This is a genomic window from Peptoniphilus grossensis ph5 (assembly GCF_000311825.1).
Classification (GTDB): Bacteria; Bacillota; Clostridia; order Tissierellales; family Peptoniphilaceae; genus Peptoniphilus_A; species Peptoniphilus_A hominis.
Genome location: NZ_HE978567.1, coordinates 318,156 through 341,259 on the forward strand (window position 1 = coordinate 318,156; position 23,104 = coordinate 341,259).

The window sequence follows — 23,104 nt, forward strand, 5'->3', positions numbered from 1 at the left end:
TAGCCTGTACCAAAATCGGTACAGGCTTCTTACTCACATATTATAATAGATGGTTCACTCTTTTCTGAATTGCATAATAATCATATCCAGCATTGGTTAACCTTCTTTTTCTTTCTTCTCCATTCCCCCATTTTCCATTTATAACTTCTCTTGCTAATTGGTCGATTGATTTTCTTATAATGGGATATCTTTCCTTATGAATGATTCTTACCATCTGTGATCAATAGAATACTTTTTCCTACTTGGATTTCCTTCACAACGATATATCTTATTTTCTTTTAAGTCATATATAGATGACCAAAGGGTATCAATTTGTTGACTTTTATCATATTGACACATAAAACCAAACTCTCCACTTAAAAGTGATTTTATACCATTTATATCTAACAAATCAGAATCTGCATTTTCTAATGTCTTATATCTATCATTAGAATAAATATCATCTTTAATTTTTGCTTTATATTTGTTCATCTTTTTAGACATAAAGTGGTTTGTTCTATATACGCATCCTCCATTTATTTGTTCAAAATATCTATCGTTTGAATTCAATTCTGCAAGTAAAATTTCCCCACTTTTATCAATAACAATTATATTCTGAGATGACCCAATATCTACATTTTCTAAAAATTTTCTAGCTTGATTAACTGTTGAGCACCTCTCCAAAATATATCTGATTAAAAAGCCCGCATTAAATCCTACTCCTCTAACAGTTGGGTAGACAAAAGTTAAACCACATGCCAAGCCTTTCTCATTCATTCCATCTTCCATTTGAATCATAGCCGTTGTATTACCTATAAAAGAATAGGTATGATTGATTCTATACAAGGCACTATCTGTGAAACTTTTTATACTTTTGTCAAAATCACTATTTCTAGCAAGAAATATTCCTCTTGAATTAGAAATACCTATACACGAGCAAAATGCGTCTTCTGTAAATACATACATGGATGATAAAAACGCAAAAACTATATCAAGTTCTATATTTAAACCATCCGCAAAGCCTTGTATCTCATCTAAAATCTCTGGATAAAATTTATTGTAGATTTGATATGCTTTTTTTGAATATTCTAATTTTTCTGAATTTATTAGTTGGCTAAAATTTGGTGTTTTACTATTTTTAAAAAGTAGATTTCCATACTTAAATCCAGCTTCATAATGACTGCCTTTCCATCTTGAATGATACATTTTTTCCTCCTTAGGATAAGTATCTTCTAATAAAAATTTTTTGTCAATGATTTTAATCTTGTAAATTTCATACAATACTTTAATTTATTAATTGAACTTTTAACACCGATATTTAAAATTAGTTAAAATGTTTCAAAATAGAAAAACACCTGTACCGCAACTTGGTACAGGTGAATTTTTCCATATTATAATAGTTGGTTCACTCTTCTTTGAATAGCATAATAATCATATCCAGCTTGAGTTAATCTTCTTTTTCTTTCTTCTCCATTCCCCCATTTTCCACTTATAACTTCCCTTGCTAACTCATCGATTTTCTTTCCAATTGGATATACTATCTTGCCATTTGCATCGAATACTTTTAATCTAAACCTATCGGCACATCTTTTGGCATTATCTAAATTCTTAAATGCACCTTTCTGGCTTTTTACATCAGACCAAGATTTTCTAACTCTATATAGTTCACCTGTTGGTTTACTAACGGTCTTATTGCCTCTTAGTCTTTTATTAACCTCGTTTGCAATATATGGAAACTTGCTGCCTAGATATGGACCAGGACAATTTCCACTCGTGTTTTTGAAGGACACCATCCTTACCTCCAGTGTAGGTGCAAGGATAGATTCCATTTCTCCTACAGATGTCTGTAACTAAATCAATTAGTCTATTTAAAACATAATCAGAAACCAACCACTGAGGTCCTCTCGTTGAGTTTCCTACTTCAATAGTTACTGCTCTATTGTCACACCAGGAAGATGAGGTTGTCCAGGCTCTGTTAGATTCATCTACTCCTAAAACAATGACTCCATCAGATCCTAAATTGTAGTTAGCTGATGCACGTCTTGACCTTGGCACAAATACTCCAGCAAGATTTCTACCATTTATAACTCCAGCTGCATGGTGAATTGCTATTTTAGTTATCTTCTGATCTCTTCTTCCACTATGGTTAGGTGATAGAATTGTTGCCTGTACTAATGGACTATTACTCATTTATTTTTCCTCCTTGAATTGTTCTAATACTCTTTTTAATTTTTCTGGTACTGGCAAGCCTAGTGCTACAGAATTTTCTAATATAGAAAGTCCCTCATTTGCTATATAAAAAAAGATGATGGCTGTTCTTATCATTGTCCCATCACCTTTAATTAAATTTACATCACATAGGTTTGCGATTCCCACAACTATAAAAATCATAATCTTTTTAGCTATCCCTTTAAATCCTATGGATGAGGATAGCTTTCTTTCGACTCCTGCTCTTAAAACTCCTGTCAAATAGTCGGCTATTACAAAAGCAAGAAGTGTGTAAATAAAAGCATCTACACTTCCAAGGTAAAATCCCAACCATCCTCCAATGGCTGTAAAACATACTTTTAGTATTTCTAAAAACTTATTCATTTTATTCCTCCTCTGTTAAGGTATATGTTATTTTCATTGTCTTATCTGCTGTTTTTAATATTGGACTTGATAGGTTATTAATTGTTCCAAGATACGGAGTGTGCAAATATAAATTTTTATAGAGATTTCCCCTAAAAGACCCATATCCTACCCTAAACGGCCCTAATTCAATTGATGGAGTCATCATGTCATAAAAAGTTGCATTGCTCGTTTGAATGATATTATCGTCTCCATCAATCACAAACTTATATCCCAGTATATAGTCACCCCATTCATAAATGCCTAAACTTGTACTTTCTCCAGATGTGTATTTCATTTCAAAATCAACGGCTATTTCTGAAACATCAACTGGATTATTTGCATTAATTTTATAGATTTTATTACAGTCATTATTAGGGACGTATAGATATCCATTCTTTAACAAGCTATAACCATTTTTATAGGCACTATCAGAACTTGATGGGTATGATCCAATTCTATAGAGTCTAATATTATTTAATTTCCAATGATCTATCTTATAGCTACAATCATCCTTTTTTATCTTTATCCTGTTTAAGTCAGTATAATTGTTTTCAAGATTTCTTATGAAGCCATAGTAATAGCCATCTTTACCATCAAAAAACCCCGATTCATACCAGTCATACGTTCCGATATTTTTATAAAAGTCTTCTATAGAGATTGTCGTCTTTTCTATATTTTGAGGAGCATTTTTAAAGATTGGATCATTTAATCCAAGACTGGTTAATGGTTCTTGCATTTTTAATATTTCTAATGTTTTGTTTTCCAATGGCCAAACAGAAGTAATTGTATTGTGAACAGCATCAGCTTCTACCATACCTACGTAAACTTTCAAAATTTCATTATCTATGGATGTATAGGTGTAATTTAACCTTAAGCAAGACTGCCTACCATAAGCATCTCCATAAAAATATCTCCCTCCTTTATAATGAGTTAGTGCAAGAGCAGATATTCTTCCATTGGCTTGCGATGTTGAAAAATCCCAAACAAATTTATATCCGTTTTCTATAGAAGTAGATTCAGTTAAATTGGCAGAGCCTCTTTTTGGTGCATCTGTTGAATTAACATCATTCGATGCATATCCAATTATCTTATTATTTGCAGGTGCTATATATTTATTTGAATCTTCATCGAGAGGAGCTTCAAATAATAAAATACCCCCATAACACTTATTTGCTATTGGGAATATTTCTTCCTTGTATTCCTCTGCATTGGTTTTAAATATCGGATACATAAGCCCTGATGGATTCAGTCTTAATAAATCTGGGACTGCATTAGTTATTAGGTTTTCATCTTCATAAATCTCCTTCTTATTTGTCCTCACATCAGTTAGTTCAATGACTGATTTACCCTTGAGCATTTTCTTCCTCCTTATCTTTAAATTCTGTAGTAATTTCTTCCGTATATTTTCCTAGCATCAATCCTTGGTATTTAAATCTTCCTACCTTTTCATTAAATACTAGTGGCCTTGGGACTTGTCTTTCTACTTTGTATTCAGCCTTCAATTTTCTAAGCAAGAATAAATGACTAAGTTTTATTCTATTCCAGGATTCATCAATCTTAATCTTTCCATCCCAAGCCTCTGTGGAACCTAGAGATTGACCAGATATAGCTGCAATAGCATTATCTTTACCTATCATTGCTTGTCCTGATTCTAGCCTAATAAGCACTGAGAAGTTGTTCATCGTCTTTTCCTGAAGTTTAGTTAATGGATAAAATAGATTTAGAATGTGGTCACCACCTAAGTAGGTTTCTTTTGGAATGTGATGTTCTATTTTCGTATCATTAAAAACATACGTAATAACTATCCTTGTTGGTATTTCTATGTTTTCAATAAAGTCTAATTCCTCTACTTCTTCTTTTTCGCTTGTGCCCTCTTGGGTATCAAACTTTGGAGGATCATAGGATTTTCCATCATTATTTAAAACCTCTACTCGTTTCTTAACCTTTCTTGATATCTTTCTTGTTTTTTCTTCAGTATCACAGATGATATTTAACAATATTGAGGCATTAAAAATTGCCTCCGTTTCTTTATTGGAGGCAAATTCTATACGAATTATTGGTGTATCTGTTGTAGAAAGACTAAAGGCAGAGTAATTAGAATAGGCATGAACTACTAATTTTTCAGATTCAATTTGATTTAATAGTCCTACTATATTTTTATCATTCTTGCTTTTGGCCTTAGATAGGTATGGATTCTTCCCAACTCCTAAAATCCTGTGCTTTCCATTTATCTTGTATTCAATGTCGGTAATAAGTCCTTCAATCTTTTCTTCTTCGTAAGAAATAGCTATTCTATCTCCTACATCGAGGCTGGGGTCTCCTATGGTTACCATATCAAAGGGTGTATGATGAATTTTGCAAATTTCAGTAAGAAGCACCTCACACATTCTTTTTCTTTTTTCAGGAAGCCCTAATTGCATTAAAGGATTTATTCCGAGGTTCATAGTTAGGCCATCATCATTTTCTAAAGAGTAGTATTCAGCTATTTTAGTCTTTGCATTTGTTGAGTTGATGGCTGTATATCTTGTCTTAAAATCTGATATTGATGAAGAAAATCTTTCTCTTGTTTTAATTTCAGTTGATATACTTTCTGCATACTTCTTTAAAACCAACTTACCATCACGAGAAACCCCAGCAAAAGCACCAAGAGTCGATGCTATATAGTGAATGAAGTCTCTGTAGGTTTCTATATCGTGGTCTTGGTAAATAGCCAGAACTTCCTCTCCATTTACAAAAGCTTTTACCTCATCTTCTGTCATACCTAGTTCTACCTTGCACTTCTCACATGAGAGACTTAGTAATTCAAAGGCTGTACCAAAGGTATCTGTCACTGGGAAATTCTTATCAAACCTAAGCATATAGTCATAGCCTTTTAGTTCTAAAATCTTCTTAGACCTATTTGCCTCAGTAACATCAAAGATTCCCATTGGTATGGTTTCTATCTTTTTATTCTCTAATTCTTGATGATAAAAAAGTTCTAGCTTTGAATCTTCTAGAGAATACCTATCTATATCTGAAAAAAGACTTATTCCAAACTCTCCAGCATAAACTGTCCCTATTTCAAGTTCAGAAGATCCAGAGCAGGAACGATGGATGTACCCAGACCCTTTAAGAATATCTTTATTGGTAAATGGAATGATTGTTTCATCTTTTAAGATGATATTTCCCGTCCAGTAAAATTTACGAGAATTCTTTTTGATTGCTGTTTTATATTCATTGCTTGTTGGATACATCAATATTCCTCCAATGAAAAAGATACTTCCCACAGCCCTTTATAAGAAGTATCTTTTATTAATTTGACCTGAAACTTATCTATATACATCTGTGTCTCTTTTAGTTCCAACGTTTCGGTATCTAAGTATTTAACTTTAAGATTAGACTTGTTAGCAAGACCACTCAATATCTTCACAAGCTTAGGACTACATGAAAAACCTACAGAAATACTTGCTACTTTATTTCTAACAATATCCCTTTGAATAGTGCCTGCCTCTGTTTCTCCTCCAGTATCTGCCTCTATATCTCTAAACTCCAAATCATAAGAATTTGGTAGAGGTAGGTCTACTCCATCAATAATTAAATATGATTGATATTTCATTATACGACTACACCTCCATTCACTGCGTCGCTTTGCTCCTTGTTCATGGGGTGAGACTGCATCTGACCTACCAACAAAATCACAGATTTTGGGTTAGGTCATTACCTCCCTCCACTCCTTAAATTCTTACGCATAGATGCATTGACAATAACTTCATCAAGGAGAGTCCCTCCAAGATATACTGGTATGACTATATCTCCAGAATTTTCAGATTTTAAATTGATGTTTGCAAGTGCATCGGATATTTGTCTTCCTATATCAATTCCATTTATAGCTGATTCTTTATCATGTCCACCTATGCCAACAGCTGATATGCTTGGGCTTAAAACCAAATCACTTGCGACATTTTTCATTGAAGATTGTACTAGTCTTCTGCTCTTTTCTATTCCATTAGATAAGCCTTCCATAAAGTCTGGCATCCATGATTCATAGTCAGTAAGTGGGCCAACATCTGGAACTGAAAAGTGCAAGTAAGACCTAATAGTTGATGCTACATTCGATACAGCAGATGTCACATTGCTAATCGCACTTCTAATCCCTCTTGCAATTCCGTTAATCATATCGGCTCCCCATGTATAAGCTTGAGATGCCAAATTCTTAATATGATTAATCGCATTATTAAATCCATTTCTAATAGTGGACTGAATATTTGACATGATAGATGAAATGCTTGATCTCATCGAATTAAAGGCTGATGATACTGCTGACTTCGCAGTATTCACTGTAGATGAAATAGTCGACTTTATGGAGTTCCAAGCAGATGAAACTAAGCTCTTAATATTATTCATTGTTGATGAGATAAAAGTCTTTATCCCATTCCAGATTGATTCAAGGACCGTCTTAATAGAAGTCAAGATAGTCTCAATAGTTGTTTTTATATTGGTCCAGGATGTAGAAATAAATTCTCCAATGGCAGTAATGACTGTTGTTAAAAACTCTTTTAGTCCATTCCAAATAGTCTCTACTTTTACTTTAATTGCATCAAGAACTGTTGAAATTAAAGTCTTTATACCTTCCCAAGTAGTTTTTATAAACTCTCCAACTGCTGTAAATACTTCTGTTGTTGTAGTTGAAATAGCTGTCCATATATTAGTAAAAGTAGTTTGAATTCCCGTCCAAAGGCTTGTAAAGAATTCCCCTAAACTTTGCCATAGACTCTTTGCTCCTTCAATAAAGGTATTCCAAGATTCAGTTAGAAAAGTTGTTATAGATGTCCAGATAGTATTCCATCCTTCAGAAAGTCCATTCCATAGGTTGGCAAAGAAGTCCTTGATGCCTTTCCAAGTAGTCTTAACACCTTCAATAAATCCAGACCAAAATTCCGATAGAAAACTTGTGATTTCAGTCCAGGTACTTGTCCAAGATTCTGATATTCCCTGCCATAGATTTACGAAAAATTCTTTTATTCCATTCCAAATAGCAACAGTTGATTCCTTAATAGTTTCCCATATGGAGATGACCCCTTCTCTAAACCAGTCACATTTCTTCCATAAAAGAACAAGACCTGCTATTACTGCACCAATAGCAATAGGAACAATACCTATGGCTGATACTACTGCAGTAATTGCTGGTATAAGTGTACCTGTAAATATTCCAACTATCTTAGTAATTCCTCCTACTATTATAGGTCCTTTAGTCATGATAGTTCCAATTGACCATACAAGTTTTCCTACAATCATAAGTACAGGTCCAAGAGCAACTATAAAAAGACCGATACCTGCAATAACACCTTTTACTGGTCCTGGAAGTGCATTAAGTCCATTTACCAATTTTGTTAATATATCTACTGCTTTTCTAACAGCAGGCATTAAAAGTTCTCCAAAGGATATAGCTAATTCTTCTAGGGCAGATTGTAGGATCTTTAATTGACCAGCTAGGTTATCCTGCATAGTAGCAGCCATTTTTTCTGCTGTTCCATCTGCGTTATATATGGCATCACTCAAACTGTTGTAGTCCTTTTCACTGGCATTTATAATTGCCAACATCCCAGACATAGCATTTTTACCAAATATCATGGATGCTGCTTGTGCTTTTTGAGTTCCGTCTAAATTTGCAAAGGCAACTCTAAAGGTGCTTAAGGTTTCATCAAGTGAAAGACCCTGCACATCTTCAATAGATAAGCCTAACATAGACATTCCGTTCATAACTTCTTTAGTTGGTGATGCGAGTCTTGTTAGTCCAGACCTTAAAGCTGTCCCTGCTTGTGAACCTTTTATTCCTGCGTTAGCCATTAAACCTATAGCTACTGCTGTATCTTCAACTGAATAGCCAAGTGTACCAGCAATAGGTGCAGCATATTTAAAGGTTTCGCCCATTAATGAAACATTGGTATTTGCATTAGATGATGCAGCAGCAAGAACATCAGCAAAGTGAGAAGAGTCTTCAGCTTTTAAACCAAAGGCTGTAAGGGCATCTGTAACGATATCTGAAGTAGTCGCTAAGTCCTCACCACTAGCTGCAGCAAGGTTCATGACTCCTTCAATACCACTAATCATATCTTTACTTTTCCAACCAGCCATGGCCATGTAGTTCATAGCCTCTGCCGCTTCAGATGCTGAGAACTTTGTCTTGGCTCCCATTTCACGAGCCTTTTCTCTTAGGGCATCAAAGTCGGACCCTGTTGCACCAGATACTGCTTTTACCTTTGACATGCCAGAATCAAAATCTGATGCAGTCTTTACAGCTGCTACTCCAAGACCTGCTACTGCAAGAGATACTGGCATCATTTTTCTTCCCACGTTTTCTATATTTTGCCCTGTGTTTTGCCATTTTTCTCCAGTAATAGCTATGTTTTGAAGAGTCTGATTTGTGGTTGCCCCTTGTCTTTCTAGAGACTTTAGGGCTTGTTCTGTTTCAATAATTTCACGTTTAAGGGCATCATATTGCTCTTGGGAAATCTTTCCTTCTGCAAGAGCCTGTTCAGCTTGTTTCTGTGCCTCTTTTAAAGATGTTAATTTGTTCTTTGTTTCTTCTAAGGTCTGACCTAATAGCTTATGCTTTTGGGAGATAAGTTCTGTATTTCCAGGGTCAAGTTTAAGAAGTTTGTTAACATCACGAAGTTCAGATTGAGTATGTTTAATCTCCGTATTTACTTGTTTTAGTGCAGTCTGTAATTTGGTAGTATCCCCACCAATCTCAACAGTTATCCCTTTTATTCTATTTGCCAATATCTCACCTCCTCTTTAGAGATATATTTATCAGTGTTTTTATTGATGTTTTTATCAATTTTTGCTATACTTATCTTGAGGTGATAAGTATGAATTTTGTAAAAGAATTATCCAATAAGACTGTATCCATTTCTGAATTTAATCGAGGCCTAGCTGGACGTATTTTCGATGATGTCAAAGTGAACGGTTCTAAGGTCGTATTAAAGAACAACACTCCTGAGTGCATTCTTCTTTCCCCTGATGAATATACGAAACTCATTGATGAGCTCGAAGATGCAAGAGATCTTATGCTTGCCAATACAAGGATGTCATCAATGGATAAATCCGATTTAATTTCTCAAGGTGAATTTGAAAAAGCCTTCCATATCGATTTAAATGAAGTCTCTCCTCTTGATGAGGACGAAATCGAATGAACTATAAACTATCCTTTATAAAAGAAGCCATCCAAGACTATCAAGCCTTAGATGGATCTCAAAGAAAAATTGTCGATAAAGCACTTAAGAGGATCTTAATAAATCCTCTTCCTAATACTGAAGGTGGCTATGGCAAGCCTCTTTCTAACCTTTCTGATTCTAAGCTTGCTGGTCTTATGAAAATTAAACTTAAGAGTTCAGGTCTTAGAATCGTTTATAAATTGGAAAAATCAGATGATGAAGTTCTTGTCATTATTATCGGTGCAAGAGCGGAATCCAAAGTCTATAAAGATGCTGAAAAAAGAGTAGCTAAACTTGAAGATTAAAATTTATCAAAGTCTTCTTGTGTAGCTACTTCTTTGTATTTATAGTCGTCATTATTCTTTTCTGTGAACATATCATTTACAAGTCCAATCGTTAGTAGGGATAAATCAGAAACAGAAAGACCAAGTTCCACTGCCCTTAGTAAAAACAAGGGTGTAGTCATTGGTCTTTCTGTTGGTCTTACTTTTTTTTAGGAACTTCTTCCGATTTTATGTTAAGCCCCCACAACTCAATTAGCTGTGGCAGAATTTGGTAAATGGAAAAGGTTGAGAAATTATCTAACCATTCTTCTGGACTATCTGGCACAGATTTATCTCCATGCTTTGCCATTACATAGGCTATATTTTCAAATAGTTCTAATGAACCTATATCTAGATTAGATTTATCTTCATCATTTTTCTTCATGGACTTTTCAAGTTCCATTAAGTCTTTGAAGATATCTCTTCCAAATTTAAGTCTATAGATTCTTGGGATAGCTGCTGATGCACGAAAAATAACATCTTGCCCGTCAATCTGAATTTTCTTTGTTAGTGCCATATTTATTTACCTCCAACACTTGCCCTTGAAGGTGTTACTGTCGTTTCTGTGGGCATATAGACTGACTTATACCAACCATCGTAAGTTTCCTTCGTAGTTTCTTCACCTGTTCTAGCCTTTACATTTCCATTTGGAAGTGGTCTTGCTTGGATAGATAAGGTTTCTGGTTGAACTTCTCTTGATTCTTCATTAGTTTCTCCTTCGAGAGTAGGTCTTGCTGCTGAACAGTTATACATGACGTGACGGATTTTCTTTTGGTCTCCATCAAACTCAAATAACAGTGCAAAGTTTGCAGTTTCAGAGTTTGAAGACTCAATTAGAACTTTATTTGAATCTGATTTTTCCATCAAAACATCCGTCCTAAAGGATTCTGGAATAAGGGCGATTTCCAAATCTCCGTCATATCCCATATTGTTTGAAATAGTGTAGTATTCAATTCCATCTGCATAAAAGCTTTCAGGCTCTCCATTAGGATCCAATGAAATTGAAACAGCACCAGGCATTGGCACTGGTGTTTTATATTTAATAACGCCCTCTTCGACTTTATCAAAGAGAGCGTAGTGTACATTACAAATATTAAATTTAACTTTATTAGCCATTTTTTACCTCCATAGTAAATTCATAGAGAACTTCATAAAGTCTTTCTGATTCAATCCAAACTTCAGATTTTTCATAATAGATTTTTTCTCTATCAAGTATCTCTTCTATCTTTTCTTCTAATTTTAAATCTTTTTTATCGGTGTATAGTTCTAAGTCTATCTGGGTGTTTTTATAAAAGACTACTCCATCTGCACCAAAGTGTTTATTCTTTGGAAATAGATAAACCATGAATGGTGGATCGGGACTTTCTCCCTCAGCAAAGTGCGAATATGCAAAAGGAAGTCCAATCTCGTTAATTATTTTCATTAATCTCTTCATTCTCTTAACTTCCTCATTATGTTTTCTTCCAATTCTCTGACCCCTTTCTCTTCAGCTGGTCCAATGTGAGGTTTAGCAGACACTCTTCCACCCTGTCTTAGTACATGTCCTTTCTCTAGCAAATGAGCCAGTTGGTATCTATTTCTTGAGTGAACTACGAGTTCTATTGAGTTTGAAGTTTCTTTCATAGTTTTTACAGACCAAGACTTAGAATATTTCTTTGTTTCTCCTACAGGTGCATTTTCTTGTATGTCTTTTCTAATATTGCTACCAGCTTTTTTGACTTCCTTTTTGACTTCATCTGTTGCAATATCCGAATATTCTTCTAAGCCTTTCATTATTTCACTGGCGAGGTTTTCAATTTTTACATTCATCTACTCACCTTCCTACACCTAAACTTTATAAGTCTGTTTTTGTAGTTCATAAAGTCAATTGAGATGATATTGTACTTTTCATCATCAAATAGAATTCTGTACTCCGAAGTATTAATATTCTTCAACCTATTTTGAAATCTTACAGTAAAAGAAATGTCTGACCTGTCAACTTCCATCCCAAGAAAAACTTCTTCGCCTTTACCTTGAAAAGAAATATAGGCTGATGTTGTTATATAGTCCATCCATACTGATTTATGGTTACCTATCTCATCAACTTCCACAGCTTTATTTTGAAAGATTATTTTTCTATTTAAATCTGATATCCTCATTAGAACTCAGCCTTTCTCATTCCAAATAATAAAGCTCTTAGAGTTAAGTTTAGTTCAGAATAATCTGCCTCTTCTCTGTGTTCATAAAGATAAGCTGTCATATATAAGACAGCTATCTTTCCATTTGGATTTTTAGAAAGTTCTTCTTCACTATCAACCCTGGCTACATCCATGGAGTGTTTGATTGATGATTGGATGAGAGATTCAATCATCTCATCCTCATCATCAAAATCCACCCTTAAATATGACTTTGCCTCCTCAAGAGTAATCATAATCTACTCCTTAGGCAGTAGCACCAATTTTTAATAGTTTAACTGCCTCTCTTAATACAAGGATTCCATCTACTCTTTCTTTACCTAAGAAACCAACCATTCCATTACCAGCAAATAATTCTTTTAAGTCTTGGAATGACCTATTTCCTCTGTCTCCAATCTTGTAGTAAGAAAAATCGCCAAAGGCTACTGCAAGTTTTCCTTTTTCAGCTTTAGGAGCAAAGGCTGATGTGTAAGCGGGGTATCCTAAAAGTCTATCTGGTTCTCCATCTTTGAGAGATGGTTGCCAAATATATGCACCATTAACATCCTTAAGTTTTCTAATCTGAGCAACTGTTGCATCATTTAAAATGAATGCCGCTTTCTTCCTATAAGGTCTGTCTAAAGAGTAAACTAAATCAATGAGTTCATCCGCATTAATTGTTTGAGCCTTTGTTGTCACACCAAGTTCTCCACCCTTTTTAGAGTCAAAAATTCCTGTAGGTTTATTTACTCCATCGCCATTTAAGAAGGCATCTTCTTCAGCGTTTGCTAGCGCTCTAGTAAATTCTTCAGTGATGTATTTTTCTAGATTAAAGGCTGCGTCATAGAGAAGTTCTTCAGTAACTTTAATACCAACATGGAGTTTGTGTGCATCAAGAGATACTTGATCGAATGTACCATCTCCAAAAGTAAGTTGACCACCTTCTTCAACCCATAGGGCAGCTGGCTTTGTAGCTGCAATGTTAATTTTATGAAGTCCAGAAGTTTGAACTTTTGTAGCTAATTTTCTTACAATATTTTCATCTTCAAGACCGTTTACGATATCTGCTTCCATTTCTTCTGGAACTAAATATCCACCACTTTCATCTGTTCCTACTTTTAATTCATTGGAAATATCTCTAAAGTTAGTTCTTAATGCCTTCATCATAGACTTCTTGTAGGCATTTCTTGCTCTCATTGGTTTATCTTCTTCATTAAAAGTAGCAGGTTCATTTGTTAGTGCTTCACTAGTAGGATTTTCCAAGGATTTATCCATTTCTTCTTCCCTCTTCTTTCTTTCAATTTCACGAGTATAATTCTCGATAGTTCTCTCCATCTCTTCGTATGTCTTGAAGTCTTCATCAGATATTAGGCCATTTTCATCTTTCTTTGATTCAGCAAATGATTTTGCCTCATCCCAAGCTTTAGTTCTCTTTTCCATCAATTCTTTTAAGTTCATATCTTTACCTCCAAGTATTTTTAATTTTGTTTAATCTGCCTTCGACCTCACTCATTGAGTGAGTTTTCACTTCTTTATTTATCTTTGTTAAGAGCGAGTTTGTAACTGCTCGCCTTGAAAAGACCATGTTCGTCACTTTTTCATCTTTTCTTTTGTCAGTGAGAGTTCCATCACAAAAGCCCATCTCAATGGCCTTATTCTTATCAAACCAAGTCTCTCCATCCATTAGATTAGAAATCTCTTCTCTGGATAAACCTGTCTTAATCTCATAGGCATTGATGATTGATTCCTTGACTTCCTTTAACATATCGATAGCTTTTTGCATTTCTTTTGAGTCACCAATGGCAACAGTTAAGGGGTTATGAATCATCATTAATGATGTAGGACTCATCAATACTTCAGTTCCTGCCATAGCAATGACCGATGCTGCTGATGCTGCAAGTCCATCAATCTTAATGGTCACATTTCCCTTGTGTTCTAAAAGCATGGTGTAAATTCTTGATGCAGCTATACAATCTCCACCAGGGGAGTTGATCCACACAGTTATGTCTCCACTTTTGTTTTTTAATTCTTCAAAAAAGAGCCTTGGAGTGATTTCATCATCAAACCAAGACTCTTCTGCAATAACTCCATCTATATAGAGTTCATTTGAATCCTTTTTCCAGTTCCAAAATATTTTATTGTTCTTCATTAGGATTTATTTCTTCTCCTTTCTGCTGATAAAAACTACCAGCTTTATCAAGCGGTAGCATATTTCCATTTACAAGGTATAAGTCACCACCTGCTTCAGCCGATATCCTATCTAGGTTTTCTAATTCTCTTATGTCATTTGCACTCATCCACCCATTCTGTCTTCCTACAGCGTATCCATTCATCCTTGATTCATAATCTCCTCTTAGAAGTCCTTCGAGATTAAATTTAATAAAGTAGGACTCTTTTTCTTTCTTCGTTAGTAGTGCTCTTTCCAAAGATTGCTCCCAACGAACAATCCAAGGATCAAGAGTATATTTAACAAACTCAAGTGACTGCTGTTCTATATTTGAAAATGATGACTTCTCCAAATCACCAATCATATGGGGCGGTATTCTGAATATCCTTGCTATCTCATTTAATTGAAATTTTCTTGTTTCCAAAAACTGGGCCTCACTTGGTGCTATTGCTATCGGTTGATATTTCATTCCTTCTTCCAGTACAGCCACTTTGTTGGCGTTCTTAGCCCCTTGAAAGGCTGCATTCCACGACTCTCTAACTCTTTCTGGATCTTTAATAATTCCTGGATGCTCTAAAACCCCACCAGGCTGTGCTCCATTTTGAAAGAATGACGCACCATAATCTTCGCAAGCCATCGCCATTCCAATTGCATTTTTTGCCATGGTAATTGGTGAGTAGCCGATAAGTCCATCAAAACCAAGTCCAGGTATATGAAGGACATCTTCTTTTAAAAGATAAACCTCTTCTGATTTGTGATTGTATTTATAAAAGATTTCTCCATCTTCACTTCTCATTACAGTCATTTTGTTTGGCATTAGTGGATAGAGTCCAATAACCTCATTTCTTCCATTACGAATTATCTGAGCATAGGCATTGCCCCAAAGTAGTAGATGGGTCATTAGTGTTTCTCTAAATACAAATGAAGTCATTTCATCATTTGGTTCATCGTGTAATAAAAAATATATAGCGTGTTCTTTTGCTTTTTCCTTTGAGTTTGAATTTCCTCTTCTGTATAAATGAAGAGGAAGTCCTGCTAAGGTTTCAGCAAGAACCCTTACGCACGAATAAACTGCTGTCATTTGCATAGCAGTAAATTCGTTGACATTCCTACCTGCTGTTGTTCTCCCAAATAAAAAAGACGATGAAGATATCCTCTCCCCGTCTTTAGGTTTGTCTCTCGACTTGAATATTCTATTTAAAATGTTTATATTACCACCTCCTAAAAGTAGGCATTAAAAAAGCACCTACTTTTGTAGATGCTAATAGCTTTAAAATTTAATATACTTAGTTGCTCTACCGCTACCTAATTGTTTAATTAAGCCACTGTCTTTTAATTCTTTTAATGCTCTTTCTATAGTTCTTTGAGAAATGTCTGGGCAAAGTACTACTATATCTGATTTAGATAATGGTTCTAAGGAATTATCAAATATCTTCATCACTCTATCTGAAGAAGTTATAGATTTTTCTGCTATTAGTTTAAATCTTTCATCACACTGGCTATATGCTTTGTAGATGACCGAAAGCATATATCTTATAAATGGTAATTCATCACTCGTACCGTCATGCCAATCTTCACTTGAAGCTTGCAATTCTTCATAGTAAATATCTTTTGTCTCTTCAATAATCATTTCTAGTGAAATATATTTTCCTACAAAAAATCCATTTTTATAGAGTAGTAGCAGAGTTAATAGCCTTGACATTCTACCATTTCCATCAGCGAATGGATGGATACATAAAAAATCATGAATCACAGTTGGTATTAGAAGTAATGGCGGGATTTCTAAACTAACAGCTTCATTATAAGCCTCAATCATTCTATCAATATATATTTCTGTTTCAAAAGCTGATACAGGCTGAAATCTTACTTTTTTCTGACCAAGGGAATTTACTTCAACGATGCTATTATCCATTGTTTTAAATTTTCCTTTATGGCTTTCCCCTGAATAAGAATAAAGCCTATTGTGTAGGGTCAAAATATTGTTTTTTGTGAATTCTATATTGTCATAGTTTTCATGAATGATATCTAAAACTTCTCTGTAACCATATATTTCTTCTTCATTTCTATTCTTAGGTTCACTTTTTTTATTCATCAACTCTTCTAGTCTGGTATCATTTGTTGAAATACCTTCTATTGCATTAGATGATTTAGTGGAATGAATTTTTGCAACCTCTATCATTTTATCGAGAACATCGGAAAAATTAGCTACGTATAGCTCCTGTTTTCCTTTATATTCATAGATCTTTGATATTAAATCATACATTTTTGCAGGTATATTTAAATTTAAAAGCTTTGAGTAATTAAATTCTCTCATGTTCTATCACCACCTTCCTCGCCATTATATCGTATATGGCGTATATAAATCAATGCTGGCGAGATTAATTTCGCCATTTTAATAGATTTGGCTATGATAAATCAAAAATAGCGAGATTAAAATACAATCAGACCCCTGTCGTCATAAACAGATTCACTTGTATCATTACCACACCTTATAGCCCTATCAAGAGCCATAATTGTAGCTATAACTCCATCTATTTTTTCTGTAGACTTTTCTTTGTCTGCCTTTATGTTTCCAGCTGGATCTGTTCGAATAAAGATATTATCCATCATCCACCTTAATACTGGATGACCCCCATGGGCTATTTTTCTTTCAAGTGTAAGTTTCATTAATTCTTTTGTTGGTGGGGACATATCCTTAAATCCTTGACCAAATGGAACTACCGTAAAACCCATACCTTCTAAGTTTTGAACCATCTGAACTGCTCCCCACCTATCAAAGGCAATTTCTCTAATGTTATAAATCTCGCCTAAGTCTTCAATAAAATTTTCTATAAAACCATAATGGACTACATTACCTTCTGTTGTCATAATATAGCCTTGTTTTTTCCATAGGTCATAGTTTACATGGTCTCTTTTTACTCTTAGGTCGAGGTTATCTTCTGGCAACCAAAAGTAGGGTAATATTTGATATTTATCATCTTCGTCTATTGGAGGAAAGACTAAAACAAAAACTGTAATATCAGTAGTGCTTGATAGGTCAAGTCCACCATAGCAAACTCTACCTTTTAGTTCTTCTTCATTAACAGCAAAATTACATAAGTCCCATTTTTCCATAGGCATCCATCTAATTGATTGTTTGACCCACTGATTTAATCTTAACTGTCTGAAGGCATTTTCTTCAGTTGGATTTTGCTTAGCTGATTCACAGGCTTGTCTTACTTTTTCTATTGGAACTGTAATTCCAAGAGATGGATTTGCCTTATGCCATACTTTTTCATCTGTCCAATCATCCTCCCTGTCTGCTCCATAGATTACAGGATAAAAAGTTGGATCCGTTTTTCTTCCTTCAAGTATGTCCACTGCCTTTTGATGCGTTTCGTAGCAGATTGATTTTGTATCTGTTCCTGCAGTTGTTATGAGAAAATATAAGGGCTGAGTTCTTGCATCTCCTGACCCTTTTGTCATTACATCAAATAGCTTTCTATTAGGTTGGGTATGAAGTTCGTCAAATACTACACCATGAATATTAAATCCGTGTTTAGAATAAGCCTCTGCAGATAAAACTTGATAGAAAGAATTGGTCGGCTTATATATCATTCTCTTTTGGGATGCTAGAATCTTTACTCTTTTGGATAGTGCTGGACTCATTCTTACCATATCAGCTGCAACATCAAAAACTATAGTTGCTTGCTGTCTATCGGCAGCACAACCATAAACTTCTGCTCTTTCTTCTCCATCACCGCAAGTAAGAAGGAGTGCTACAGCAGCTGCAAGTTCTGACTTTCCCATTTTCTTTGGTATTTCAATATAGGCTGTATTAAATTGTCGATATCCCGTATCTTTTACAATGCCAAATAAGTCTCTTATGATTTCTTCTTGCCAATCAATAAGCTTGAAGTCTTTACCTGCCCATCTACCTTTTGTATGTTTCAGACATTCTATAAAGGTAACAGCATAGTCTGCTTTGTTTTTATCATATTGAGATGTAGGTAGCATAAATTTTGTTGGTTTATATTTCATTTGACCTCCTTCCTTGAAAAATAGGCATAAAAAATACTAGCCGTTAGCTAGTTCACTACGAGAAAAAGAGCCTTCGCTCAATTTCTTGATTTCTAATTATTTTGTTTTCCTAATTCATAAGCCTCTTTTAACATTTCTTTTAATGACCATACTGAAACTTCTAAAAAGTCTTCTGAATCATTGTTTCTTTTTTCTAAGTCTCCTCTTTCTACTATTGCATAAGAATGTTTCTTGGCAATTTCTAAAAGTGCTTTATCTCTTTTTTCATTAATTCTTTTGGTGGCCTCTAAAAAGCATTGCCTTTTTAATTCTTGGTTTGTCATTTATCTTACTCCTCTTTTCTTATTCTTTTGGAGATTATCTATAAAGTCGTCAAACCATTTGGCTCCAATCTCAAGCCTTATCATTGGAAGTCTTCCTAACTTGTTGTACTTTAAACTTACTATCCTTAAGTCTTCAGGAAGGTCGCTTTCGTAAAATTCGTTAATTGTTTTTCCCGTTGTGATATAAATTGTGTCATCTTCAAGGTAGTCTTTTAAATAATCTTGGAAAGCTAAGTCTCCATTTTCTCCTTCATAAAGTCCAAGCATTGTAATTGCTGAAGAGTCGATTAACTCATTTAAATCTTCCTGTGTTTTCATGTATTTGTATACCATATTTTTCTCCTTATCTTTTTTTGTATGTACATATAACCGTACAACCAAAAATAAGTCAAGTTAATTAGAGGATATAATGGCTATATTTCAACCTTTACTCGCTATTTTTTCTATTCTATCCACTCTGAAAATTACATTTAACATTGAACCATTATCCCATTTTACTAGGATTGATCCAATGGCATCCACCCCATAAACTGTGCCTAAGGTTCCAACTGGCGGAGCCTGCTCATCTTCCATTTGGATTAGTTTTACTCTTGTACCTACAGGATAAGTTTCTTTTAATTTTTCTATAATTTCCCTTGAAATCATCTAATCACCTCACATACATATATCACTCAATCTAAGATTTATATCAAGTCAGATTAATAACATCTTTATACTTATACTCTTTTCCATTTCTTAATAGGCTTACATCTTCATCTCTACCAACTAATTCAATAAATCTATTTACAATGACATCTACAAATTTTTCATCAAGTTCTATCATCCTACAAATTCTATCAGTCTGTTCACAAGCTATTAGTGTACTTCCACTTCCACCAAATGGATCAAGTACAATGGAGTTTGTCATTGATGAATTTTTAATTGGATAAGATAAAAGTGGGATAGGTTTCATAGTAGGGTGGTCGCCATTTTTTCTTGGTTTATCAAATTCCCAAATGGTAGACTCCTTCCTTCCTGTATACCAATTGTGTTTTCCTTTTTTCTTCCAACCATAGAGAATTGGTTCATGTTGCCATTGATATGGACTTCTTCCAAGTACAAGGGACTGTTTCTTCCAAATACAAGTACCAGATAAATAAAATCCAGCGTCTTGAAATGCTTTTCTGAAATTAAGTCCTTCTGTATCTGCATGAAAAACATATATCGAACCATCATCTGCGAGAAAATTTTCCATATTTAAAAAAGAGCTCAGTAAAAATTCATAGAATTTATCTTGCTCCATATTATCGTTTTTAATTTTTCCAGCTGATCCTTCATAGTTTACATTGTATGGAGGGTCTGTGATGATAAGATTTGCTTTTAATTCTCCCATAAGTTTTTCGTAAGTAACCTCATCTGTAGAATCTCCACAAATAAGTTTGTGCTTACCTAAGGTCCAAATATCTCCAGGCTTTGAAAAAGTAGGCTTTTCTAATTCTTTGTCTACATCAAAGCCGTCATCTTCTGTATCATTTCCTAAATCAAAAATATTAGATAGTTCATCTGGTGAAAATCCTGTGAGCTCTACATTAAATCCATAATCTTCTAGGGATTCAATTTCTACTCTTAATAGTTCTTCATCCCATCCAGCATCAAGAGCCATTCTGTTATCAGCTAAGATATATGCTTTCTTCTGTGCCTCATTTAAATGGTCTGCAAAGACACAAGGTACTTCTTTTATACCTTCTTCCTTTGCTGCCATAATTCTTCCATGGCCTGCAATAACTCCGTAGTCTTTATCAATAATTACAGGATTGATGAAACCAAACTCTCGAATTGATGAGCGTAGTTTATTAATCTGGTCTTGTGAGTGAGTTCTTGCATTATTTACATAGGGTACAAGTTTTTCAATATCAACTAATTTCATTTCTTTGGTTGTAATCATATAAGCCCCCACTTAGCAAATTCTTCAAAACCACCGATAGAGTTAATGTAGTTTCTAGCAATTTCTACAATTTCTGAATATGGTCTATCATCTACAGTTTCAGCTCCTATTGCACAGGATAATTCAATATTCCTATTTTCCTCTTGTGCTTTTAGATGGGCATAAATATTAACTGATACATCAGCCTTGGATAGGTCTTTACCATGAAGTCCTCCACCCGTTACTGCTCGTCCCATATCTGAGCCGAGTTTTCTATTTGTTGCTCCAGTATCTACATTAAATCCTCCAGTCCAATCTCCTAATGGATTTACAATTGCTCTTGGATAAATTGATTTTAAAATTTCCGTAGATACATTTGACTGACAGATGATGAGTTTATCTCCATCAAGGATGTATTTCCCATCGTAGGGATAATTGGAATAAATTTCACGAGCAATTAAAGATAGTTTCTTTTCTTCATCTGATGTGGGTACTCCTTTAAAAATTCCATTGTCACCACATCTTATCTTTTCTTTTTGATTGTTCGATAAGTGAATGTCTTGCTCTACAGTTTTTATATCGGCTTTTACTTCTCCTGCTATTCTATTAATAGCTGATTTGATTTCTTCAACATCTAACTTGCAGTCCGTTTCAATAATCACATGACAATCACCATGACCAAGCAAAACCTCAACTGCAATTTTAGGGTTCTCCTTTTCTTTATATGCTAAATCTACAATTGCACCTGCAATACAATCTGCCTGTTTGTCAGGGTGCTTTGGATTTACTTTTTCAAACATTTAATCACCTTACTTTCTACTCCTTAGTAATTTTTCCATCATATCTTCTCCATAATCTTCATATACTTCCGTGCAGTTTTCTTTCACTATGTCATAAATTTCATACCATAAAAGGTTGGCTGTCTTTTGAAACTGACTAGACATCTGTACAAATGGAGATGCAATAACTCCTCCCGTAGTAGGATGCTTTCCTAAAAGTCCAAATTGACTTATTGCCTCTTCACATTGAATGTATCTTGCAAAAGCCTGGGAGTAGGATTCTAATAATCTTGGATTTACTAAGTTTTCACAGTTCCTCTGTTTTAACCAACTCCAAGTCTCTTTATATATTTCGTCAGCACCAAGTGGTATTCCATTCTTTTGCTTTGCTGATAGATAGTCACTAGGTGTTGGCATATCGGTTCCATCAAGAACTGCTCCGTCTGGTAAGTCAACTGCATCTATTTCTTCTGGAGTGAATGTTGGAATATCATTCATTAATATTTCTACTTTTTTACCTTTCTCTATTTTTTCAGCAGCAGGCTGTGGTTTCCCTCCTGCTTTTACTCTTCTTCCACCTCTGTATGTTCCGTCTTTAGCGATACTATCACCTCCTAGTTGTTTTATTTCTTTTCTCATGTATGTTATTGACTTTGACTAGTTCTATGTTATAATTAATTTAACAGAACCTCTCCACGCTTAATGTAGATTTTCTACATGCGGACCACGGAGAGGGCTTTTTTATATTAAGGAGAACTTATATGACATTAAAACCTGCTTTAAACTACGAAGATCAAATTACCAAATTAAAAATTGACCATAACTTAAAAATCAAAGATGAAGTTTATGCAACAGAAATTTTGAAAAAAGTAAATTATTACAGACTTTCAGGTTATGGTATTGGTCTTAAAAAATATAATAATAAAGAGCATTATAAGGATCATATTACTATCGAGCATCTCTTTAACCTTTATTGCTTTGATAGCCAATTTAAAAACAACCTCATTAGAACTATTGAGCAAATTGAAATAGAGCTTAGAACACAAATTGCTTATCATCTATCTATGACGTATGGTTCCGATGTACTTATGCACGAAGATAATTTTATTCATAAAACAAATAAAAAAGGCCAAACCATATATTCCATCATAAATGAGAATCTGAGCAACGAAGTTGACAGGCAAAAGAATAAACCATTTGTTAAACACCACCTAAAAAAATATGATGGAAAGTTTCCAATCTGGGTATCCGTTGAACTCATGTCTTTTGGAAATTTATCTTCTTTGTTTAGTATTCTTAAGGATGAAGATCAAAAAGAAATTTCTAATTATTACAACACAGATCCTAAATATTTAAAAAATTGGATTCTATGTCTCGTTGAAGTAAGAAATATTTGTGCCCATTACACTCGACTTTATAATATGCCTTTAAAAGAAACTCCCCGCCTTTATTCTGAAAACGAACAATATAAGGGCAAGCAAAATAAAATATTCCCCATTCTTTTAATCATAAAGAGAATTTTAAACTCAAACGACCAATGGGAATCCCTTTTAAAAGATTTAGAAAATACCTTTAATAAATACCAAGGATACTTCAACTATAAATTTATGGGTTTTCCTCCTAATTGGAAAGATGTTCTTTAATACCC

At 34.3% G+C, this 23,104-nt stretch carries 27 protein-coding genes and 2 pseudogenes; 3 read left to right on the plus strand and 26 right to left on the minus strand.

The annotated features are described in order from the left end of the window. Nucleotides 1-40: 40 nt before the first annotated feature. From HGPG_RS10110 to HGPG_RS05805, 8 genes and pseudogenes are all read right to left on the minus strand, one after another. Nucleotides 41-178 (minus strand): annotated as a pseudogene (locus HGPG_RS10110) (N-acetylmuramoyl-L-alanine amidase); the annotation flags it as partial. A gap of 29 nt (nt 179-207) precedes the next feature. Continuing rightward, nucleotides 208-1,185, minus strand: a complete 978-nt coding sequence (locus HGPG_RS05775) for a choloylglycine hydrolase family protein (protein WP_019125116.1) — start codon at nt 1,183-1,185, stop codon at nt 208-210. A 185-nt stretch (nt 1,186-1,370) separates the two neighbouring features. After that, nucleotides 1,371-2,169: pseudogene (locus tag HGPG_RS05780) on the minus strand (N-acetylmuramoyl-L-alanine amidase). Next, entirely contained in the window at nt 2,170-2,571 is a 402-nt protein-coding gene (locus HGPG_RS05785; protein WP_019125117.1) for a phage holin family protein, read from the minus strand. Nucleotide 2,572: 1 nt separating this feature from the next. After that, nucleotides 2,573-3,949: a hypothetical protein gene (locus HGPG_RS05790; protein WP_019125118.1), complete on the minus strand. Its 1,377-nt coding sequence runs from the start codon at nt 3,947-3,949 to the stop codon at nt 2,573-2,575. Continuing rightward, nucleotides 3,936-5,825, minus strand: coding sequence for a hypothetical protein (locus HGPG_RS05795; protein WP_019125119.1), 1,890 nt, complete (start codon nt 5,823-5,825; stop codon nt 3,936-3,938). Before HGPG_RS05795 ends, HGPG_RS05790 begins: the two co-directional genes overlap by 14 nt. Continuing rightward, complete coding sequence (locus HGPG_RS05800) at nt 5,825-6,187, minus strand: hypothetical protein (RefSeq protein ID WP_019125120.1); 363 nt, start codon at nt 6,185-6,187, stop codon at nt 5,825-5,827. The genes HGPG_RS05795 and HGPG_RS05800 overlap by 1 nt, the downstream gene beginning before the upstream one ends. Nucleotides 6,188-6,288: 101 nt before the next feature. After that, nucleotides 6,289-9,354: a phage tail tape measure protein gene (locus HGPG_RS05805; protein WP_019125121.1), complete on the minus strand. Its 3,066-nt coding sequence runs from the start codon at nt 9,352-9,354 to the stop codon at nt 6,289-6,291. Between the two features lie 89 nt (nt 9,355-9,443). Here HGPG_RS05805 and HGPG_RS05810 point away from each other — a divergent pair, with 89 nt between their 5' ends. Continuing rightward, complete coding sequence (locus tag HGPG_RS05810; protein WP_019125122.1) at nt 9,444-9,767, plus strand: type II toxin-antitoxin system Phd/YefM family antitoxin; 324 nt, start codon at nt 9,444-9,446, stop codon at nt 9,765-9,767. After that, the gene (locus HGPG_RS05815; protein ID WP_019125123.1) at nt 9,764-10,093 is read left to right on the plus strand and encodes a type II toxin-antitoxin system RelE family toxin; all 330 of its coding nucleotides are present in this window, start codon (nt 9,764-9,766) and stop codon (nt 10,091-10,093) included. Before HGPG_RS05810 ends, HGPG_RS05815 begins: the two co-directional genes overlap by 4 nt. Here HGPG_RS05815 and HGPG_RS10350 read toward each other — a convergent pair. From HGPG_RS10350 to HGPG_RS05900, 18 genes are all read right to left on the minus strand, one after another. Then, nucleotides 10,090-10,254, minus strand: a complete 165-nt coding sequence (locus HGPG_RS10350) for a hypothetical protein (RefSeq protein ID WP_004816339.1) — start codon at nt 10,252-10,254, stop codon at nt 10,090-10,092. The genes HGPG_RS05815 and HGPG_RS10350 overlap by 4 nt on opposite strands. A 17-nt stretch (nt 10,255-10,271) precedes the next feature. Next, complete coding sequence (locus HGPG_RS05820) at nt 10,272-10,628, minus strand: hypothetical protein (protein ID WP_002834869.1); 357 nt, start codon at nt 10,626-10,628, stop codon at nt 10,272-10,274. A gap of 2 nt (nt 10,629-10,630) precedes the next feature. Further along, nucleotides 10,631-11,227 carry a major tail protein gene (locus tag HGPG_RS05825; protein WP_019125124.1) on the minus strand — a complete coding sequence of 199 codons (597 nt, stop codon included), beginning with the start codon at nt 11,225-11,227 and terminating at the stop codon, nt 10,631-10,633. Further along, nucleotides 11,220-11,546, minus strand: a complete 327-nt coding sequence (locus tag HGPG_RS05830) for a hypothetical protein (protein ID WP_019125125.1) — start codon at nt 11,544-11,546, stop codon at nt 11,220-11,222. The genes HGPG_RS05825 and HGPG_RS05830 overlap by 8 nt, the downstream gene beginning before the upstream one ends. Continuing rightward, nucleotides 11,543-11,920, minus strand: coding sequence for an HK97 gp10 family phage protein (locus HGPG_RS05835; RefSeq protein ID WP_019125126.1), 378 nt, complete (start codon nt 11,918-11,920; stop codon nt 11,543-11,545). The genes HGPG_RS05830 and HGPG_RS05835 overlap by 4 nt, the downstream gene beginning before the upstream one ends. Further along, on the minus strand, nt 11,917-12,249 hold the full coding sequence (locus tag HGPG_RS05840; protein WP_019125127.1) for a phage head closure protein: 333 nt from the start codon (nt 12,247-12,249) through the stop codon (nt 11,917-11,919). Before HGPG_RS05840 ends, HGPG_RS05835 begins: the two co-directional genes overlap by 4 nt. Continuing rightward, the gene (locus tag HGPG_RS05845) at nt 12,249-12,521 is read right to left on the minus strand and encodes a head-tail connector protein (RefSeq protein ID WP_002834875.1); all 273 of its coding nucleotides are present in this window, start codon (nt 12,519-12,521) and stop codon (nt 12,249-12,251) included. Before HGPG_RS05845 ends, HGPG_RS05840 begins: the two co-directional genes overlap by 1 nt. A gap of 10 nt (nt 12,522-12,531) precedes the next feature. Next, a complete protein-coding gene (locus HGPG_RS05850; RefSeq protein WP_019125128.1) occupies nt 12,532-13,722 on the minus strand; it encodes a phage major capsid protein in 1,191 nt (396 codons plus the stop codon). Between the two features lie 4 nt (nt 13,723-13,726). Then, nucleotides 13,727-14,413 (minus strand): head maturation protease, ClpP-related, encoded by a 687-nt coding sequence (locus tag HGPG_RS05855; protein WP_019125129.1) that lies wholly within the window; start codon nt 14,411-14,413, stop codon nt 13,727-13,729. Then, nucleotides 14,400-15,512: a phage portal protein gene (locus HGPG_RS05860; protein ID WP_245543891.1), complete on the minus strand. Its 1,113-nt coding sequence runs from the start codon at nt 15,510-15,512 to the stop codon at nt 14,400-14,402. Before HGPG_RS05860 ends, HGPG_RS05855 begins: the two co-directional genes overlap by 14 nt. Before the next feature lie 189 nt (nt 15,513-15,701). Next, nucleotides 15,702-16,745: a Fic family protein gene (locus HGPG_RS05865; RefSeq protein WP_019125131.1), complete on the minus strand. Its 1,044-nt coding sequence runs from the start codon at nt 16,743-16,745 to the stop codon at nt 15,702-15,704. Between the two features lie 116 nt (nt 16,746-16,861). Continuing rightward, nucleotides 16,862-18,451: a terminase large subunit gene (locus HGPG_RS05870; RefSeq protein ID WP_019125132.1), complete on the minus strand. Its 1,590-nt coding sequence runs from the start codon at nt 18,449-18,451 to the stop codon at nt 16,862-16,864. Between the two features lie 92 nt (nt 18,452-18,543). Continuing rightward, on the minus strand, nt 18,544-18,774 hold the full coding sequence (locus tag HGPG_RS05875; RefSeq protein WP_019125133.1) for a DUF6900 domain-containing protein: 231 nt from the start codon (nt 18,772-18,774) through the stop codon (nt 18,544-18,546). Continuing rightward, entirely contained in the window at nt 18,775-19,107 is a 333-nt protein-coding gene (locus tag HGPG_RS05880) for a hypothetical protein (RefSeq protein ID WP_019125134.1), read from the minus strand. 87 nt (nt 19,108-19,194) lie between these two features. After that, on the minus strand, nt 19,195-19,419 hold the full coding sequence (locus HGPG_RS05885) for a DUF4314 domain-containing protein (RefSeq protein WP_019125135.1): 225 nt from the start codon (nt 19,417-19,419) through the stop codon (nt 19,195-19,197). Nucleotides 19,420-19,462: 43 nt separating this feature from the next. Then, nucleotides 19,463-20,698, minus strand: coding sequence for a site-specific DNA-methyltransferase (locus HGPG_RS05890; protein ID WP_019125136.1), 1,236 nt, complete (start codon nt 20,696-20,698; stop codon nt 19,463-19,465). Continuing rightward, nucleotides 20,695-21,477 carry an S-adenosylmethionine synthetase N-terminal domain-containing protein gene (locus tag HGPG_RS05895; protein ID WP_019125137.1) on the minus strand — a complete coding sequence of 261 codons (783 nt, stop codon included), beginning with the start codon at nt 21,475-21,477 and terminating at the stop codon, nt 20,695-20,697. The genes HGPG_RS05890 and HGPG_RS05895 overlap by 4 nt, the downstream gene beginning before the upstream one ends. A gap of 9 nt (nt 21,478-21,486) precedes the next feature. After that, nucleotides 21,487-22,095 (minus strand): P27 family phage terminase small subunit, encoded by a 609-nt coding sequence (locus HGPG_RS05900; protein ID WP_019125138.1) that lies wholly within the window; start codon nt 22,093-22,095, stop codon nt 21,487-21,489. 122 nt (nt 22,096-22,217) lie between these two features. Here HGPG_RS05900 and HGPG_RS05905 point away from each other — a divergent pair, with 122 nt between their 5' ends. Beyond that, nucleotides 22,218-23,099 (plus strand): Abi family protein, encoded by an 882-nt coding sequence (locus tag HGPG_RS05905; RefSeq protein WP_019125139.1) that lies wholly within the window; start codon nt 22,218-22,220, stop codon nt 23,097-23,099. The last annotated feature ends 5 nt before the right edge of the window (nt 23,100-23,104 follow it).